We start from the raw sequence: 16,992 nt of genomic DNA, 5'->3' as shown, positions 1-16,992 counted from the left end.
CCTGCCAGACGTGAACGGAGCCCTTGGTGCTCATAGGCCTGCTGACCGCTGTCGCGGCGTCCATCTGCTACGGCACGGGATCCGTGCTGCAAGCCGTCGGATCGCGCCGCGCCGCACGGATGTCCCCCACCGCCGCCGGGGTGACCGCCCACGGCGGCCCCAATCTGTCGTCCACCGCAAAGGCGGCGATGACCTGGGAATTCATCGTCGGCACGATCCTGGACTTCGTGGGCTTCGGGCTGGGGGCCCTGGCCGCCCGCCTCCTTCCCCTCTTCCTGTCCCAGACGGTGATCAGCGCCAACCTGGTGATCACGGCCGTGCTGAGCGTGAAGATGCTGGGCATCCGGCTGAGCCGCAAGGAATGGACCTCGATCGGTGTGGTCTGCGCCGCGCTCGTGCTGCTGGCGACGGCCGCGGGCCACGAGGGCGGCCACCACGCGCCGATGTCGACGCACTGGTGGCTGCTGGGGATCACCCTGGTGCTGATGGTGGGCGGCACGGTGGTCGTGCGCCTGATGGGCGGCGGCGCCGCGATCCTGGCGGGCCTGCTGTCGGGCCTGGGCTTCGGCGCGCTCGGCGTCGGCGTCCGGATCCTGAACGGCGTGGACCCGTTCGACCTGGGCACCTTCCTGACCGACCCGGCCCTCTACGCGATCCTGGTGGCGGGCATCGGCGGCATGTACCTGCACACGGTCGCCCTGCAGATCGGCTCCGTGAACGGCGCCACGGCGGCCCTGGTCGTCGGCGAGACGGTCCTCCCGGGCGCGATCGGCGTCCTGTGGCTGGGCGACGCCTCCCGCCCCGGCCTCGCCTGGCTGGCGGTCCTCGGCTTCGTCCTGGCCGTCGCCGGAGCGGTGGCCGTGGCCTGGTACGGCAAGCACGAGGGGGCCGAGGAGGAGGCCGGGGACCCAGTGCCGCAGCCGGTCGGCTGACCCTCCGGCCGGCCGGGTGCCCTCACCCGGTCGGCCGCCCCCGGTGGTGGCGCCGCAGCGGCTGTCGCTTGCTGGACCGGGGGAGAGAGTGAGGGTCCATGACGCCCACGACCGATCGGCTCGACACTCCGCGCGCGGCCGGCATGGCCGGGGTCGCCTTCGCCCTGCTGCTCGCGGCGGCGATCGTCCTGATGCGGATCGCCATCCCGTCGGGCGACGCGGCCGACGTGCCCATCGACCCGGACCGGCGCTGGGCCGTCCAGGCGGCGCTGGAGATCGTGCCCTTCGCGGGCATCTTCTTCCTCTGGTTCATGGGCGCCCTGCGCACCCACACGGGTGATGCCGAGGACAGGTTCATCGCCACCGTGTTCCTCGGCAGCGGATTCGTCTTCGTGGCCACCCTGTTCGCCGCTGCCGCGGCGGCCGGCACGGTGCTGGCCGAGGGCACGCCCTCCGACTTCGGCCGCCACTACGCCTACACCCTCCTCGCGACGTACGCGATGCGCATGGCGGCCGTCTTCGTCCTCGCGACCTCGACCATCGGGCGGATGCTCGGCGTCTTCCCGCGGCCGCTGGCCATGCTGGGCACCGTCGTCGGCCTGCTCCTGCTCGTCATCGGTTCCGGCGTGCCCTGGTCCGAGCTGCTGTTCCCGGCCTGGGCGCTGGTCCTCAGCCTGTACATCCTGCGGGTCCGCCGCGGCACCGCCAGGCGCACCCCTCCGGACCGCACCGACCCGCCCTGACCTGGGGATCCTTACTCCGGCAGGCGGCCTGTGGGCGCCGCGTGCATTCTGGTGGGAAGGGGCGGACAGGGGGGGTCCGGGGGCGACGGGGATGAACGGCCGAGGGAAAGGCGGAACCGTCATGAGGCTTGTCGTCGACCTCAACCGCTGCCAGGGATACGCCCAGTGCGCATTCCTCGCTCCCGACGTCTTCGCCATGCACGGCGACGAGTCGCTCCTGTACAACCCGGACGCCGATCCCGAGCAGCGCGAGAACGTCCTGCGTGCCGTGGCCGCCTGTCCCGTCCAGGCCATCCTCCTGGAGATCACGGACGAGGACATGGCGCACATGGCCGCCCCGGACGCCGTGGCCGGATCCGGACCTCGTTCCGGAGGCGCACGGTGAGCGGTGCAGGAACACGCGACGGATCCCTGGAGCACCTCAAGCGCGAGGGCCGCATCGTCGTCGTCGGCGCTTCGCTGGCCGGTCTGCGAGCCGCCGAGACCATGCGCGAGAAGGGCTTCGCCGGTTCGCTCACGATGATCGGCGACGAGCCGTACGAGCCGTACGACCGGCCCCCGCTGTCCAAGCAGGTCCTGCTGGGCAACGCGGTCGCCGACCGCACGGCGCTCCCCCGCCGCCGGGCGATCGACGCCGACTGGCGCCTGGGTGTCCCGGCCACGGGCCTGGACATGGCCGGCCGCCGGGTCCGGCTCGGCAACGGCGACGAGGTCGAGTACGACCGGCTGCTCATCGCCACCGGAGTGCGCGCCCGGCCCTGGCCCAACGCCGAGGAAGGCGCCCTCCAGGGTGTCTTCGTGCTGCGCACCCGCGACGACGGCGAAGGGCTGCAACGGGCGCTGGCCGCCGGTCCCCGCCGGGTCCTGGTCATCGGCGCCGGGTTCACCGGGTCGGAGATCGCCTCCGCCTGCCGGGAGCGCGGCCTGGACGTCACCGTCGCCGAACGGGGCGCGGCGCCGCTGGTCGGTGCGCTGGGAGGGGTCATCGGCGAGGTGGCGGCCGAGATGCACCGGGAGCACGGCGTCGACCTGCGCACCGGTGTCATGGTGACCTCACTGGAGGGCGACCCCTCCGGGCGGGTCCGCGCCGCCCACCTCTCCGACGGTTCCACCGTGGAGGCGGACGTCGTGGTCGTCTCGCTGGGCGCGCAGCGCAACACCGAGTGGCTCGCCGGTTCCGGGCTGGGCGCGGGCCCGCGGGGCATCGCCTGCGACGCGGGCTGCCGGGCCTTCGACGTGCGGGGCATCGTCACCGATGACATCTACGTGGCGGGTGACGTGGCCCGCTCCCCGCACGCCCTGTTCGGCTACCAGTTCCTGTCGCTGGAGCACTGGGGCAACGCGGTCGCCCAGGCGGACACCGCCGCGCACAACATGCTCAGCGAGAGTGCCGACCGCCGCCCCCACCTGTGGGTTCCGGCGTTCTGGTCCTCGCAGTTCGGTGTGAACATCAAGTCGGTCGGGGTACCTCCGATGGGCACCGAGATCCTCATCACCCAGGGCTCGCTCGCCGAGCGCCGCTTCGCGGCCGTGTACGGCTACCAGGGGCGGACGATCGCCGCCGTCACCTTCGACAACTGCCGGTGGCTGCCGTTCTACGAGCAGCAGATCGAGGGCACCGAGCCGTTCCCGCCGCCGTTCTCGACGGTGGACCGCAGGTCCGACGGGATCAAGCCGCTGCCGGCCGACTTCCCGGACCCCTCGGTCCCCACCCACGGGCCGACCATCACGCTGAGCGGCTATTCGCCGGCCGACCGGAAGATGACCTTCACCCCCGGAAGATGACCTTCGCCCCCGCGCACCACCGGCCGCGCGGCACCGCGCCGTCCCCCGAGGATCACGAGGATCACGAGGACCTGTCATGACACAAGCCCTGCTGCGGGAGATCATCGACTACGCGAACCGCGCGAATCCGTACCCGCTGTACGAGGAACTGCGCAAGACTCCGGTGTCCCACGACGGGGACGGACCGTACGTCATCAGCACGTACTACGAGATCCACAGCCTTCTGCACGACCCGCGGATCAGCTCCGACGCCAAGAACCTCAAGGCCACCGGGGACGATCCGCTGGGCCAGGACGAGGAGGAGGGGACGACCCTGCCGCCCTCCTTCCTCAAGCTCGACCCGCCCGACCACGACCGGCTGCGGCGGATGACGAACCGGCCGTTCGGACCGCCGCACGCCCCGCACCGGGTGCACGACATGCGGGACGAACTCGGCGGCCTCGTCTCCGGGCTCATCGACGGCATCGTGGAGACGGGCCGGCTGGACCGGATCGACCTCGTCGACCAGTTCGCGTACCCCTTCCCGGTCACCGTCATCTGCCGACTCCTCGGCATCCCCCGCGAGGACGAGCCCCGTTTCCACGTGTGGGCGGAGACCCTGGCCGCCAGCCTGGACCCCGACCCGGACGCGGACCCCACGCAGCACGGGAAGGGCTCCATGGACGCCCGGATGGAACTGGGCATGTACCTGGCCGGGCTGATCGAGGAGCGCCGCAAGAAGCCGGGCGACGACATGCTGTCCCAGCTGGCGACGGCGGACGGCCCGGACGGTGCGATGACCACCATGGAGGCGCTCAGCACCTCCGCGCTGCTGCTGATCGCGGGCCACGAGACCACGGTCAACCTCATCACCAACGGCATGCTGACCCTGCTGCGCCACCCGGAGGCCCTCGGGCGGCTGCGCGACGACCCGGACCTGGCGGTCCCGATCGTCGAGGAACTCCTGCGGTACGAGCCGCCCGTGCAGCTGCTGCCCCAGCGCACCACCCTCTCCGACATCGAGGTCGCCGGTGTCACCATCCCCAAGGGCGCTTCCCTGTGGCTGATGCTGGCCTCCGGGAACCGCGACCCGAAGCGCTTCGAGGACCCCGACCGCTTCGACCCCGACCGCAAGGACATCCAGCACCTCGGCCTCGGCAGCGGGATCCACAGCTGCTTCGGGGCGCCGCTGGCCCGGCAGGAGGCCCAGCTGGCGCTGAGCGAGCTGGCCCGGCGGCTGGAGAACCCGCGGCTGCTGGAGGACCCGCCGCCCTACCGCCAGAACGCGGTCCTGCGCGGCCCGCGCCACCTGCAGATCGCCTGCGACGGCATCCGTCCCTAGGGCGTGTCCTGCGGAAGTACGACCACCTCGGCGGGGGTGAAGGTCACCGCGACCCGGTCCCCCACGGCCGGCGCCCCCGCCAGCTCGCACTCGGCCTCCAGCAGCGGTCCCGCCTCCGGCCGCAGCTGCAGCGCGACGTGCGTGCCGCGGAAGGTGCGGGACACCACCTCGCACCGCAGGCCCGCCGCGCAGAGCACGACCCCCGCCGGGCGGATCAGCAGCCGCTGCTCCCCTTCGGGGGATCCGGCCGGTACCGGGACGCCGCCCCATGCGGTGGCGGCCTCCGTGCCCGAGACCACGGCCGGGACCACGTTCTCGAAGCCGAGGAAGCGGGCCACGAATTCCGACGCGGGCCGCTGCCACACCTCCAGCGGGGTGCCGGCCTGCGCGATCCGGCCGTCCCGCATCACCACCACCCGGTCGGCCAGGGCGAAGGCCTCGCCCTGGTCGTGCGTGACGGCCAGTACGGTCGTGCCCAGGCGGGAGAACAGACCCCTCAGCTCCACCACGAGCCGCTCCCGCAGCCCGCGGTCCAGTTGCCCCAGCGGTTCGTCCAGCATCAGCAGCCGCGGCGACGGCGCCAGCGCCCGGGCCAGCGCCACCCGCTGCTGCTCGCCCCCCGACAGGGAGGCCACCGCCCGGCCCTGGGCACCGGGCAGCCCGACCAGGTCCAGCAGCTGCGTGACCCGGTCCGCGCACGAGGCGCGCCCGGTGCCCCGCATCCGCAGGCCGAAGGAGACGTTCGCGCCGACGTCGCGGTGCGGGAAGAGCTGGTGGTCCTGGAACATCAGGCCCACGCCCCGTCGGTGCACGGGTACACCGGCCTGGTCGGCCCCGCCCAGCAGCACCCGGCCCCCGGACACCTGCTGGAGCCCGGCGACGACCCGCAGCAGCGTGGACTTGCCGCTTCCGCTCGGGCCGAGGACACACACGACCTCGTGCTCGGTGACCGCGAGGTCCACGCGGTCGAGGGCGTACTGGGCCGCGCGCTCACCGAAGCGGACCGACACCCCTTCCAGCTGAAGCAGTGTCATCAGAACTCTCCGGAGGTCTTGTCGGGCCGCAGTCGCTCCAGCAGCAGCAGGGACACCGCGCACACCAGCATCAGAATCGTGCTCAGCGCCATCGCCTGGCCGTAGTTCAGCTCCCCGGCCCGCCCCAGCAGCCGCGCCACGGCCACCGGCAGCGTCGGCCGGTCCGCCCGCGCGATGAACACGGTCGCGCCGAACTCCCCCAGCGACACCGCGAAGGCGAACCCGGCCGCGATCAGCAGCGCCCGCCGCACCAGCGGCAGGTCCACCTCCCGCCAGGCCCGCAGCGGCGAGGCGCCGAGCACCGCCGCTGCCTCCCGCAGCCGGCCGTCCACGGCGCGCAGCACCGGCAGCATGGTCCGTACGACGAAGGGCACGCCCACCAGCGCCTGGGCCAGCGGCACCAGGATCCACGAGGTCCGCAGGTCGAGCGGCGGCTCGTCCAGGGTGATCAGGAAGCCGAAGCCCACCGTCACGGCGGACACTCCGAGCGGGAGCATCAAGAGCGCGTCGAAGCCGCGTACGAAGCGGCCTCCGCGCCGGGTCAGGGCCGCGGCCGCGAGTCCCCCGATGACCAGCGCGATCGCGGTGGCGGCGAGCGCGTACTGCAGGGAGTTCCAGATCGCCTCCAGCGGCGCCACCAGGAAGGTCCCGCCGCCGGCGCCCGCGTCCTGCAGGGCCCGGTAGTAGCCGAGACCGTAGCCGCCGGGGGCGTCGAAGGACCGCTCCACCAGTACGCCCAGCGGCAGCACGATCAGCAGCGCGACGGTCAGCAGCACCCCGCCCAGCAGCGTGCGCTGGGCCCAGCCGCGCGGCCGGTGCGTGGTGCGGCCCGGGTCCACCAGCCGCAACGCGGTTTCGCGCTTGCGCACGGTCCGGGCGTGCACGGCGAGGATCCCGCCGATCGCGGCGAACTGCACCATCGTCAGGACGGCGGCCGTCGGCAGGTCCAGGAGCTGCGCGGTCTGCCGGTAGACCTCCACCTCCAGGGTGGAGTACGACGGCCCGCCGAGGATCAGGACGACGCCGAAGGAGCTGAAGGTGAACAGGAACACCATCAGCGAAGCGGCCGCCACCGCAGGGGCCAGCGCGGGCAGGGTCACCCGCCGCCAGGCGGTGAACCGCCCGGCTCCCAGCACCCGGGCGGCCTCCTCCTGGCGCGGATCGAGCTGGGCCCACAGCCCGCCGACCGTGCGGACGACCACGGCGTAGTTGAAGAAGACGTGCGCGAGCAGGATCGCCCAGACGGTGGTGTCGAGCCGGACGCCGAGCAGTTCGTCGGTGAGCCCGCCGCGCCCCAGCAGGGCGAGGAAGGCGGTGCCGACCACCACGGTCGGCAGCACGAAGGGAACCGTCACCACGGCCCGCAGCAGTTGTTTGCCGGGGAACTCGAAGCGCGCGAAGACGTAGGCGGCCGGCAGCGCGATCAGCAGGGTGAGCACGGTGGAGGCGAGCGCCTGCCAGGTGGTGAACCACAGCACGTCGGCGATGTCGGGCCGGGCCAGCACCTCGGCGAACCGGCCGAACTGCCACCCCTCGTCGGTCTTGAGCCCGCGCCCGACGATCGCGACGACCGGATAGGCGAAGAACAGCCCGAAGAACGCGAGCGGCACGGCCATCAGGGCGAGCCGCACGGCGGTCGCCCGCGCCCCCTCGCGGGGGCCGGGGCCCGGCGCGGCGCCCCCCGACGCCGCGCCCGGCTCCTTGGTACCGCCTACTTCACGACGAGCGAGGTCCATGCCTTGACCCACTGCTCACGGTTCTTGGCGATGGTCTCGGGAGCCACGTTCTCGGGCTTCTCGATCACCACACCGTGCTTGGTGAACAGCTCCGGCAGGGCGGCGTCCTTCGTCACGGGGTTCACGAACATCTGGAGAGGCATGTCCTCCTGGAACTTCTTGCTGATCAGGAAGTCCACGAGGGCCTTGCCGCCCTCCTCGTTCTTGGCGCCCTTGAGCAGGCCCGCGAACTCGATCTGCCGGAAGCAGGTGCCGGTGGAGACGCCCGTGGGGGCCTCGGCCGGCTGCGGCTCGCCGTACAGCACCTCGACCGGAGGGCTGGAGGCGTAGGAGACGACCAGCGGGCGGTCGCCCTTGGCCTTCTTGCCGCCGGCGGAGCCGGAGAAGCGCTCGTTGTAGGCCTGCTCCCAGCCGTCGACGACCTCGACGCCGTTGGCCTTCAGCTTGCTCCAGTAGTCCTTCCAGCCCTCCTCGCCGTACTTGCCGACGGAGGCGAGCAGGAAGCCGAGGCCGGGCGAGGAGGTCGCGGCGTTCTCGGTGACCAGCAGGTTCTTGTACTCCGGCTTGACCAGGTCGTCCAGCGTCTGCGGCGGGGCGATCTTCTTCTCGGCGAAGTAGGCCTTGTCGTAGTTGACGCAGATGTCACCGGAGTCGATCGGGGTGACCCGGTGCTCCTTGTCGAGCACGTACTCGGGCTTCACCCCGGCGAGGCCCTTGGCCTCGTACGGCGTGAAGATGCCGTTGTCGAGGGCGCGCGAGAGGAGGGTGTTGTCCACGCCGAAGAAGACGTCACCGCGCGGGGAGCCCTTGGTGAGGATCTCCTGGTTGAGCGCGGCGCCCGCGTCCCCGGCCTTCAGCGTCTTGACGGTGTAGCCGCTCTGCTGCTCGAACTCCTTGAGGACCGCGTCGGTCACGTTGAAGGAGTCGTGGGAGACCAGCGTGACGGTTGTGGACTTCGGGGCGTCGCTCGCGCCCGCGGTCTTGTCCTTGGCGTCGCCGCCGCATGCGCTGAGCGTGGTGACGCCGAGCGCGGCCGCGAGCGCGGCACCCGCGATCTTCTTGGTGGTGCTCATTGGTGAATTCCTCCTGGGATGTCCAGGAGAAGACGCGGCCCCGACCGGCGCTCTTCGCGAGCGGACGCCGGGCAGGGCGCAACAGCAAGAGTGGTGACCGAACTTCCTACCCCGAATGACCGGGGCGAGGTTCAGAGGGTCTGCGGATGACGGATACCGCACTCTCAGCGCTGTGGCGCTCCCCTGTCGGAATATGAAATTGGTTCGGCCACAGGGTACCCCGTGGCCGAATCGCGTCGAACAGAAGCGGAATCTAGCGCTCCGAGGCGGCCAGCTGGCCGCACGCGCCGTCGATCTCCTGGCCGCGGGTGTCCCGTACGGTCACGGGCACGCCGTGCCGGGCGATGGCCTCCACGAAGGCCTTCTCGTCCTCCGGCCGCGAGGCGGTCCACTTGGAGCCCGGCGTCGGGTTCAGCGGGATCAGGTTGACGTGCACGCGCTTGCCCTTGAGCAGCTTGCCCAGGAGGTCACCGCGCCAGGCCTGGTCGTTGATGTCGCGGATCAGGGCGTACTCGATCGAGATCCGGCGGCCGGACTTCTCGGCGTACTCCCAGGCCGCACCGAGCACCTCGCGGACGTTCCAGCGGGTGTTGACCGGGACGAGGGTGTCGCGCAGCTCGTCGTCGGGCGCGTGCAGCGAGACGGCCAGACGGCACTTGAAGCCCTCGTCGGCGAAGCGCAGCATGGCCGGAACCAGACCGACGGTGGAGACGGTGATACCGCGCTGCGACAGGCCCAGGCCGTCGGGCTCCGGGTCGGTGAGCCGGCGGATGGCGCCCACCACGCGGTTGTAGTTGGCCAGCGGCTCGCCCATGCCCATGAAGACGATGTTCGACAGCCGCGCCGGGCCGCCGGGGACCTCGCCGTCGCGCAGCGCGCGCATGCCGTCGACGATCTGGTGCACGATCTCGGCGGTGGAGAGGTTGCGGTCGAGGCCCGCCTGGCCGGTCGCGCAGAACGGGCAGTTCATGCCGCAGCCGGCCTGCGAGGAGATGCACATGGTGACCCGGTCGGGGTAGCGCATGAGCACGGACTCGACGAGCGTGCCGTCGTGCAGCTTCCACAGGGTCTTGCGGGTGGTGTCGTCGTCGCACGAGATGTGCCGGATGACGTTCATCAGGTCCGGCAGCAGCTCCTGCTGGAGCTTCTCCCGCGAGCCCGCCGGGATGTCGGTCCACTCGGCCGGGTCGTGCGCGTACCGCGCGAAGTAGTGCTGGGAGAGCTGCTTGGCCCGGAACGGCTTCTCGCCGATCGCGGCGACCGCCTCACGGCGCTCGGCCGGGGTCATGTCGGCGAGGTGCCGGGGCGGCTTCTTGGCCCCGCGAGGGGCGACGAAGGTGAGCTCTCCCGGAACGGGGCGGGCCATGGCAGGTACTCCTTGTAAGACGAAAGGCGCGCCGCAGAAGCAGCGCGCCTTCCAAGAGTAACCGCCCGGCGTCCTGCGACGCCTTTTCGCAGGTCAGCCGGTGCCTACGAAGGCCGCCAGCAGCAGCCACACCACGGGGGCCGTCGGGAGCAGGGAGTCGAGGCGGTCCATGATGCCGCCGTGTCCCGGCAGCAGGGTGCCCATGTCCTTGATGCCGAGGTCCCTCTTGATCATCGACTCGCCCAGGTCGCCCAGGGTCGCGCTGACCGCGACCGCGAGGCCGAGCAGCAGGCCCTGCCACCAGGCGCCGCCGTCGATCAGGAACTCCATGCACAGCGCGCCGGCCGCCATGGCGAAGGCCACCGCGCCGAACAGTCCTTCGCGGGTCTTGCCGGGGCTGATGCGCGGCGCGAGCTTGGTCTTGCCGAAGCGCCAGCCGACCGCGTAGGCCCCTGTGTCACTGACCACCGTCAGGAGCAGGAAGGTGATCACGCGCTGGGGACCGTCGTCGGCGGTGAGCAGCATCGCGACGAAGGTGGCCAGGAAGGGGACGTAGAAGGCCGCGAAGGCGCCCGCCGTGACGTCCTTGAGGTAGTCCTCGGGCGGTTCGGTCATCCGCCACACCAGGACCGCCAGCACGGTCAGGGCCATGGCGACCCAGGCGCCCTCGGCCCCCCGGACGTATCCGGCGATGACCATGGCGGCGCCGCCGACCGCGAGCGGGACGAGCGGGGCCTTGATGCCCTTCTTCTCCTGCAGCCGGGAGGTGAGCTCCCACAGGCCGACGACGACCGCGACGACGATGACGCCGACGAAGACGGCCTTGACGAACAGCAGCGAGGCGAAGATCACCGCGCCGAGACCGACGCCTACCCCTATGGCCGCACGCAGGTCCCGCCCGGCGCGCTTCTTCTGCGGCGGGGGCGAGGAGTCCTGCGGCTGCTGGGCATGCGGAGGCGGGGGGCTGGGCATGGGCTCCTGCGGCGGCGTATCGGCGCGGAAGAGGGGGCCGCCGTCGGCGACGACCCCCCGATCGCGTGCTTCCCGGTCGTCGAAGTCACGGCCGGCGGCATCGGGCACGATGGGCATGGGCCGAGTGTGCGGGCCCACCTGCGCATCGTATGCGGGACCCGCCGGAACCGGCTCCGGCTGCCAGGAAGTGTCGTTCATCAGACTTCGAGGAGCTCGGCTTCCTTGTGCTTGAGGAGCTCGTCCACCTGCGCGACGTACTTCGCGGTGGTGTCGTCGAGCTCCTTCTCCGCGCGGCGCACCTCGTCCTCGCCGGCCTCCTTGTCCTTGACCAGCTTGTCAAGGGCGTCCTTGGCCTTGCGGCGGACGGCGCGCAGCGAGATCTTCGAGTCCTCGGCCTTGGTGCGCGCGACCTTGATGTACTCCTTGCGGCGGTCCTGCGTCAGCTCGGGGAAGGTCACCCGGATGATGCTGCCGTCGTTGCTCGGGTTGACACCGAGGTCGGAGTCGCGGATGGCCTGCTCGATGTTGCGCAGGGCGCTCTTGTCGAACGGGGTCACGATCGCCATGCGCGGCTCGGGCACCGAGAAGGAGGCGAGCTGGTTGATGGGCGTGATGGCGCCGTAGTACTCCGCCACGATCTTGTTGAACATCGCCGGGTGCGCACGGCCGGTGCGAATCGCGGCGAAGTCTTCCTTGGCGACGACGACGGCCTTTTCCATCTTCTCCTCGGCCTCGAGGAGGATCTCTTCGGTCACCACGTGCTCCTGCATGTCAGATATGGATGGTTCAGGCGGGCGGGCGGGTCTGGCGGGCCCGGTCCGGGCCCGCTCGGTCCGGCAGCGGACGGCTCAGACCCGGGTTTCCTGGTCGCTCACGAGCGTGCCGATCTTCTCACCCTTGACGGCCCGGGCGATATTGCCCTCGGCGAGCAGCTCGAACACGAGGATCGGCAGCTTGTTGTCGCGGCAGAGCGTGATCGCGGTGGCATCGGCGACCTTGAGGTCGCGTGAGAGGACCTCGCTGTACTCCAGCGCGTCGAACTTCACCGCGTCCGGGTTCTTCTTCGGGTCGGAGTCGTAGACCCCGTCGACGCCGTTCTTGCCCATGAGCAGGGCCTCGGCGTCGATCTCCAGGGCGCGCTGGGCGGCCGTGGTGTCGGTGGAGAAGTAGGGCATGCCCATGCCGGCGCCGAAGATGACGACGCGGCCCTTCTCCAGGTGCCGCACGGCACGCAGCGGGATGTACGGCTCCGCGACCTGGCCCATGGTGATGGCGGTCTGCACGCGGGAGTCGATGCCCTCCTTCTCCAGGAAGTCCTGGAGTGCGAGGCAGTTCATGACGGTACCGAGCATGCCCATGTAGTCGGACCGGGCCCGGTCCATGCCGCGCTGCTGGAGTTCGGCGCCGCGGAAGAAGTTGCCGCCGCCGATCACGACGGCGATCTCCGCGCCGTCGCGGACCACCGCGGCGATCTCACGCGCGATGGCGTGGACGACGTCGGGGTCGACGCCCAGTCCTCCGCCACCGGAGAAGGCCTCGCCCGACAGCTTCAGCATGAAGCGGCGGCCCTTCTCGTCCTGGTCGCTCTTGTCGTCGGATGCGGTGTGGGGGTCCACGCCCTGATTCATGGAGATCTCCTCGTGCACATACGAAGAAGGCCATTGCCGGTGGGTCCTTGCGGTTCCCTCTACGGCAATGGCCTCCTCGTCAGATCTGCGGTCGCCTCGCGCGAGCGCGGACGACTGCCTCAGACCCTACCGGGGTCCGGTGTCCGTCGCGTACGGACGGACTCAGATGCCGACCTTGATGCGCGAGAAGCGCACCAGGGTGACACCGGCCTCGTCCAGAACCTTCTGGACGGACTTCTTGTTGTCCAGCGCGTAGGCCTGGCCAAGGAGGGTGTTCTCCTTGAAGAAGCCGTTGACGCGACCCTCGACGATCTTCGCGATCGCGGCCTCGGGCTTGCCCTCGGCGCGGGTGACCTCTTCGGCCACACGACGCTCGGACTCGACCTTCTCGGCCGGGACGTCCTCGGCGGACAGCCACTGCGGGGAGAACGCGGCGATGTGCTGCGCGATGCCGCGGGCGACCTCGGCGTTCTCCTTGTCCAGCTCGACCAGGACGCCGATCTGGAACGGCAGGTCGGGCATGGTGCGGTGCATGTACGCCGAGACGTAACCGCCGGTGAACTGCGCGAAGCGGTCCAGGACGATCTTCTCGCCGAGGTTGGCGTTGGCCTCGTCCACGAACGCCTGGACGGTCTTGCCGGGCGCGATCTCGGACGCGAGCAGCGCCTCGATGTCGGCCGGGGAGGTCGCGGCGATGTGCGCGGCGATCTCGTTGGTGACGGCCTGGAACTTGTCACCCTTGGCGACGAAGTCCGTCTCGCACTTCAGCTCGACGAGGACACCGGAGGTGTTGTCGTCGGAGATGAGGGAGGCGACGGCACCGTTCTCGGCAGAACGGCCCTCGCGCTTGGCGACGCCCTTCTGACCCTTGATGCGGAGGGCCTCGATGGCCTTGTCGACGTCGCCGTCGGACTCGACCAGCGCGTTCTTGCAGTCCATCATGCCGACGCCGGTGAGCTCGCGGAGCTTCTTGACGTCAGCGGCGGTGTAGTTCGCCATGAGTCTGGGATTCTCTCTCGAAGTCGTAGATCTACGGGTGAACGGCGGAGGCGCCGCGCTTTTGGCGCGGCTCCCCCGCCGTCATCGTCCGTGCTGGGAGTGCCCGGCGAGTGAACGCCGGGCGCTCTCAGTGGGTCAGGCCTGCTCGGCGTCCGCGGCCGGAGCGGCCTCGGCGGCGGGGGCCTCGGCAGCCGGGGCCTCGGCAGCAGCCTCGGCCGGAGCGGCCTCGGCGGGCTCGTCGGCCTTCTTGTCGCCCTCGAGCAGGTCGCGCTCCCACTCGGCGAGCGGCTCGGCGGCGGCCTTCTCGCCCGGCTTCGAGTCACCGGTCGCAGCGCCGGAGCGGGCGATGAGGCCCTCGGCGACGGCGTCGGCGATCACGCGGGTGAGCAGGGTGACGGAACGGATCGCGTCGTCGTTGCCCGGGATCTTGTAGTCGACCTCGTCGGGGTCGCAGTTGGTGTCGAGGATCGCGACGACCGGGATGTGGAGCTTGCGCGCCTCACCGACGGCGATGTGCTCCTTCTTGGTGTCGACGATCCAGACGGCGCTGGGAACCTTCGACATCTCGCGGATACCACCGAGGGTCTTCTCCAGCTTGGTCTTCTCGCGGGAGAGGACCAGGAGCTCCTTCTTGGTGAGACCCGAGGCGGCGACGTCCTCGAAGTCGATCGCCTCAAGCTCCTTCAGACGCTGAAGGCGCTTGTAGACGGTGGAGAAGTTGGTGAGCATGCCACCCAGCCACCGCTGGTTGACGTACGGCATACCAACGCGCGTCGCCTGCTCGGCGATGGCCTCCTGGGCCTGCTTCTTGGTACCGACGAACATGATGGAGCCACCGTGCGCGACGGTCTCCTTCACGAACTCGTAGGCGCGGTCGATGTACGACAGCGACTGCAGCAGGTCGATGATGTAGATGCCGTTGCGCTCCGTGAAGATGAAGCGCTTCATCTTCGGGTTCCAACGGCGGGTCTGGTGACCGAAGTGGACGCCGCTTTCCAGCAGCTCCCGCATCGTGACGACGGCCATGGCCATCTCCTTGGTTTCTCGGTTTGGTTCCTGACGCCCCACCGCGCCCTGCCCCCATGAGGGACCGAGAGACGCTGTCACCTGGCTGTTTCAGCCTGGCGCCGGGGCGTGCGAAGTCGACCCGGTGACCCGGATCGCCACAAGAAGTGTACGGGACCCGGCGGTATGCCGGGTGACGCCGTTGTCCACAGTGCCGCGGTCGTCCACAGGCCCGCACGTCCGTCCCGGCGGGCGCGGGACGCTGTGGTCCATGACGACCTTGCTGCTCAGCCTGCTCCTGGCCCTGTCCCAGCCGGCCCTGTCCCAGCCGGCCCTTCCCGGGGTCCGCCCGCTGCCCGGCCCACTGACGGTGGCCCGCTGGTGGGACCCGCCGCCCACGCCGTACGCAGCCGGGCACCGCGGCGTGGACCTGTCCGCCCCGGTGGGCGCGGAGCTCCGGGCGGTCGCGGCCGGCCGGGTCCACCACGCTGGCCCGGTCGCCGGCCGCGGGGTGCTCTCCATCGCCCTGCCGAACGGGCTGCGCACGACCTACGAGCCGGTGCGGCCGCTGGTCGTGGAGGGCGAGCCGGTCACGGCGGGCCAGGTGGTGGCGGTCCTGACGGAGGGCTCGCACTGCCCGGAGCCGTGTCTGCACTGGGGCCTGCTGGCGGGCGAGACCTACCTCAACCCCCTGGCCCTCCTCCCGCGCCCGACGCCGCGCCTCCTGCCCGCCGGATCACAACCCGCCGGCGGCTGAGGCACGGGACCCGGCGTCCTGGGCGGCTGCTGAAGGGCCTCAGCCCCGGACGCCCCGCAGGGCCATGGCCACGGCCGCCTCCGTCACGACGGCGGGATCCTCCGCCGCGCCGAGCTCGATCCGCCGCACCGCCGCGTCCACGACACCCTGCAGCAGCATGGCGGCCAGCCTCGGCTCGGCCTGTCCCAGGGCGCTCAGCGCCTCGACGATCATCGCCACGAGCCCGCCGTGGGCCGCGCGGATCTTCTCGCGGGCCCCCGCGTCCAGCTCGCTGGCGGAGATGGCCACCACGGCCCGGTGCCGCCGGTCGCCCACCAGCCCCAACTGGCTGCGCACGTAGGCCTCGATCTTCTCCTCCGGCGACGGGGCCTCCTCCATCGCCGCCTCGATCTCGGCGGCCCACACGGGAAAGTCCACGGCGCACAGTTCCTCGACCACTGCGGCGCGGGAGCGGAAGTACTCGTACACGGAGGACCGGGCGAGGCCGGTCCGCTCCGCGAGGGCGGGGAAGGTCAGCGCCTCCGTCCCGCCTTCGGACAGCAGGGAACGCGCGGCGTCCAAGAGGGCGCCGCGCTGCATCGACCGGTGCTCGGCCACGGAGGCCGCTCGAATCCTGGGCACGCATCCACTCTACGGAGGTACCGCAAGCTCACCTCCCCACATCGGCCAACTTCGCGCGCAGTTGCAGGACGGACTTGGTGTGGATCTGGCTGACCCGGCTCTCGGTGACGCCCAGGACGTTGCCGATCTCGGCGAGGGTGAGGCCCTCGTAGTAGTAGAGGGTCACCACTGTCTTCTCCCGCTCGGGCAGCGTGTTGATGGCCCGCGCCAGCAGGCGCCGCAGCTCGCGGTCCTCCGCCACCGCCACCGGGTTGTCGGCGGCGGTGTCCTCCAGGGTGTCCATCAGCGAGAGGCGGTCGCCGCCCTCGCCGCCGACGTGCAGCAGCTCCTCCAGGGCGACCACGTTCGCCAGCGACAACTGGCTGAAGACGGTGTGGAGGTCGTCCACACCGATCCCCATCTCCCCGGCGACCTCGATCTCCGTCGGGGTGCGCCGCAGCTGGGCCTCCAGCGTGGCGTAGGCCCGCTCCACGGCGCGCGCCTTCTGCCGGACCGAGCGGGGGATCCAGTCCAGGGCCCGCAGCTCGTCGATCATCGCGCCGCGGATCCGGGTGATCGCGTACGTCTCGAACTTGATCGACCGGTCGATGTCGAACTTCTCGATGGCGTCGATCAGCCCGAAGACCCCGGAGGAGACGAAGTCGGCCTGCTCCACATTGGGCGGCAGACCCACGCTGACGCGTCCGGCGACGTACTTCACCAGGGGCGAGTAGTGCAGGATCAGCTGCTCCCGCAACCGCTCGTCACCCGATTCCTTGTACGAGCGCCACAGCACCTCCAGGGACGTGGGCGCGGTGGACCGCACGCCGCCACGGGCAGCGGGGGGCACCGCAGCGCGGTCGGACCCTGAGGTGTGCTGGGGCATGCTTCGCCTTTGCCGGAGCCGGATTCCTTGGGAGCGTAGCGTGACGAGATTGTCGCGGTGCGCGAAGAGTACGGGATGGCGCGGGGACCCAGCGGCGCCCCGACTCGCGCGGACGACCCGGGACCGGCGCCTCGCGCTCGGTCCCGGCGACCGCC

General features: G+C 71.0%; 17 protein-coding genes. 6 read left to right on the top strand and 11 right to left on the bottom strand.

Features of this window, described 5'->3' with window-relative positions; genetic code table 11:
• Positions 1-26: 26 nt before the first annotated feature.
• The 5 genes from OG444_RS27535 (at position 27) to OG444_RS27515 (ending at position 4,781) form a co-directional block, all read left to right on the top strand.
• Positions 27-932, top strand: coding sequence for a hypothetical protein (locus OG444_RS27535; protein ID WP_327264680.1), 906 nt, complete (start codon positions 27-29; stop codon positions 930-932).
• 98 nt (positions 933-1,030) lie between these two features.
• Positions 1,031-1,675: a hypothetical protein gene (locus OG444_RS27530; RefSeq protein WP_327264679.1), complete on the top strand. Its 645-nt coding sequence runs from the start codon at positions 1,031-1,033 to the stop codon at positions 1,673-1,675.
• A gap of 121 nt (positions 1,676-1,796) precedes the next feature.
• Entirely contained in the window at positions 1,797-2,060 is a 264-nt protein-coding gene (locus OG444_RS27525; protein WP_327264678.1) for a ferredoxin, read from the top strand.
• Positions 2,057-3,460 carry an NAD(P)/FAD-dependent oxidoreductase gene (locus OG444_RS27520; protein WP_327264677.1) on the top strand — a complete coding sequence of 468 codons (1,404 nt, stop codon included), beginning with the start codon at positions 2,057-2,059 and terminating at the stop codon, positions 3,458-3,460. The genes OG444_RS27525 and OG444_RS27520 overlap by 4 nt, the downstream gene beginning before the upstream one ends.
• A gap of 76 nt (positions 3,461-3,536) precedes the next feature.
• Positions 3,537-4,781 carry a cytochrome P450 gene (locus OG444_RS27515; RefSeq protein WP_327264676.1) on the top strand — a complete coding sequence of 415 codons (1,245 nt, stop codon included), beginning with the start codon at positions 3,537-3,539 and terminating at the stop codon, positions 4,779-4,781.
• Here OG444_RS27515 and OG444_RS27510 read toward each other — a convergent pair.
• The 9 genes from OG444_RS27510 to rpsB all read right to left on the bottom strand — a co-directional run bounded on the left by OG444_RS27510 (position 4,778) and on the right by rpsB (position 14,615).
• A complete protein-coding gene (locus OG444_RS27510) occupies positions 4,778-5,815 on the bottom strand; it encodes an ABC transporter ATP-binding protein (protein ID WP_327264675.1) in 1,038 nt (345 codons plus the stop codon). The two genes, OG444_RS27515 and OG444_RS27510, sit on opposite strands and share 4 nt — an antisense overlap.
• Positions 5,815-7,431 carry an ABC transporter permease gene (locus tag OG444_RS27505; RefSeq protein WP_327266954.1) on the bottom strand — a complete coding sequence of 539 codons (1,617 nt, stop codon included), beginning with the start codon at positions 7,429-7,431 and terminating at the stop codon, positions 5,815-5,817. Before OG444_RS27505 ends, OG444_RS27510 begins: the two co-directional genes overlap by 1 nt.
• 95 nt (positions 7,432-7,526) lie before the next feature.
• Complete coding sequence (locus OG444_RS27500; RefSeq protein WP_327264674.1) at positions 7,527-8,624, bottom strand: thiamine ABC transporter substrate-binding protein; 1,098 nt, start codon at positions 8,622-8,624, stop codon at positions 7,527-7,529.
• A gap of 253 nt (positions 8,625-8,877) precedes the next feature.
• Positions 8,878-9,990 (bottom strand): 23S rRNA (adenine(2503)-C(2))-methyltransferase RlmN, encoded by a 1,113-nt coding sequence (gene rlmN / locus OG444_RS27495; RefSeq protein ID WP_073911009.1) that lies wholly within the window; start codon positions 9,988-9,990, stop codon positions 8,878-8,880.
• A 93-nt stretch (positions 9,991-10,083) separates the two neighbouring features.
• Entirely contained in the window at positions 10,084-11,160 is a 1,077-nt protein-coding gene (locus OG444_RS27490; RefSeq protein WP_327264673.1) for a phosphatidate cytidylyltransferase, read from the bottom strand.
• On the bottom strand, positions 11,160-11,717 hold the full coding sequence (frr, locus tag OG444_RS27485; protein WP_030016386.1) for a ribosome recycling factor: 558 nt from the start codon (positions 11,715-11,717) through the stop codon (positions 11,160-11,162). The genes OG444_RS27490 and frr overlap by 1 nt, the downstream gene beginning before the upstream one ends.
• Positions 11,718-11,810: 93 nt before the next feature.
• A complete protein-coding gene (gene pyrH / locus OG444_RS27480) occupies positions 11,811-12,590 on the bottom strand; it encodes a UMP kinase (protein ID WP_327264672.1) in 780 nt (259 codons plus the stop codon).
• 162 nt (positions 12,591-12,752) lie between these two features.
• On the bottom strand, positions 12,753-13,589 hold the full coding sequence (gene tsf / locus OG444_RS27475; RefSeq protein ID WP_327264671.1) for a translation elongation factor Ts: 837 nt from the start codon (positions 13,587-13,589) through the stop codon (positions 12,753-12,755).
• Between the two features lie 135 nt (positions 13,590-13,724).
• Entirely contained in the window at positions 13,725-14,615 is an 891-nt protein-coding gene (rpsB, locus tag OG444_RS27470) for a 30S ribosomal protein S2 (protein ID WP_327264670.1), read from the bottom strand.
• 250 nt (positions 14,616-14,865) lie between these two features.
• Between rpsB and OG444_RS27465 the strand changes: the two genes are divergently transcribed.
• On the top strand, positions 14,866-15,351 hold the full coding sequence (locus tag OG444_RS27465; protein WP_327264669.1) for a M23 family metallopeptidase: 486 nt from the start codon (positions 14,866-14,868) through the stop codon (positions 15,349-15,351).
• A 39-nt stretch (positions 15,352-15,390) separates the two neighbouring features.
• Here OG444_RS27465 and OG444_RS27460 read toward each other — a convergent pair whose 3' ends face one another.
• Both OG444_RS27460 and whiG read right to left on the bottom strand, forming a co-directional pair.
• A complete protein-coding gene (locus OG444_RS27460) occupies positions 15,391-15,948 on the bottom strand; it encodes a TetR/AcrR family transcriptional regulator (RefSeq protein WP_327266953.1) in 558 nt (185 codons plus the stop codon).
• A gap of 52 nt (positions 15,949-16,000) precedes the next feature.
• On the bottom strand, positions 16,001-16,837 hold the full coding sequence (whiG, locus tag OG444_RS27455; protein ID WP_327264668.1) for an RNA polymerase sigma factor WhiG: 837 nt from the start codon (positions 16,835-16,837) through the stop codon (positions 16,001-16,003).
• Positions 16,838-16,992 lie beyond the last annotated feature (155 nt).

Origin of the sequence: Streptomyces sp. NBC_01232 (genome assembly GCF_035989885.1) — a bacterium.
In the GTDB taxonomy this organism is placed as follows: domain Bacteria; phylum Actinomycetota; class Actinomycetes; order Streptomycetales; family Streptomycetaceae; genus Streptomyces.
Note: the sequence above shows the minus strand (reverse complement) of the source record. Positions and strands in the feature narration are given on the sequence as shown.

Coding starts and splice junctions, on each gene's coding strand:
- OG444_RS27530 (WP_327264679.1), top strand. CDS start 1,031: ATGACGCCCACGACCGATCGGCTCGACACTCCGCGCGCGGCCGGCATG.
- OG444_RS27525 (WP_327264678.1), top strand. CDS start 1,797: ATGAGGCTTGTCGTCGACCTCAACCGCTGCCAGGGATACGCCCAGTGC.
- OG444_RS27515 (WP_327264676.1), top strand. CDS start 3,537: ATGACACAAGCCCTGCTGCGGGAGATCATCGACTACGCGAACCGCGCG.
- OG444_RS27510 (WP_327264675.1), bottom strand. CDS start 5,815: ATGACACTGCTTCAGCTGGAAGGGGTGTCGGTCCGCTTCGGTGAGCGC.
- OG444_RS27505 (WP_327266954.1), bottom strand. CDS start 7,431: ATGGCCGTGCCGCTCGCGTTCTTCGGGCTGTTCTTCGCCTATCCGGTC.
- OG444_RS27500 (WP_327264674.1), bottom strand. CDS start 8,624: ATGAGCACCACCAAGAAGATCGCGGGTGCCGCGCTCGCGGCCGCGCTC.
- rlmN (WP_073911009.1), bottom strand. CDS start 9,990: ATGGCCCGCCCCGTTCCGGGAGAGCTCACCTTCGTCGCCCCTCGCGGG.
- OG444_RS27490 (WP_327264673.1), bottom strand. CDS start 11,160: ATGAACGACACTTCCTGGCAGCCGGAGCCGGTTCCGGCGGGTCCCGCA.
- pyrH (WP_327264672.1), bottom strand. CDS start 12,590: ATGAATCAGGGCGTGGACCCCCACACCGCATCCGACGACAAGAGCGAC.
- tsf (WP_327264671.1), bottom strand. CDS start 13,589: ATGGCGAACTACACCGCCGCTGACGTCAAGAAGCTCCGCGAGCTCACC.
- rpsB (WP_327264670.1), bottom strand. CDS start 14,615: ATGGCCGTCGTCACGATGCGGGAGCTGCTGGAAAGCGGCGTCCACTTC.
- OG444_RS27465 (WP_327264669.1), top strand. CDS start 14,866: ATGACGACCTTGCTGCTCAGCCTGCTCCTGGCCCTGTCCCAGCCGGCC.
- whiG (WP_327264668.1), bottom strand. CDS start 16,837: ATGCCCCAGCACACCTCAGGGTCCGACCGCGCTGCGGTGCCCCCCGCT.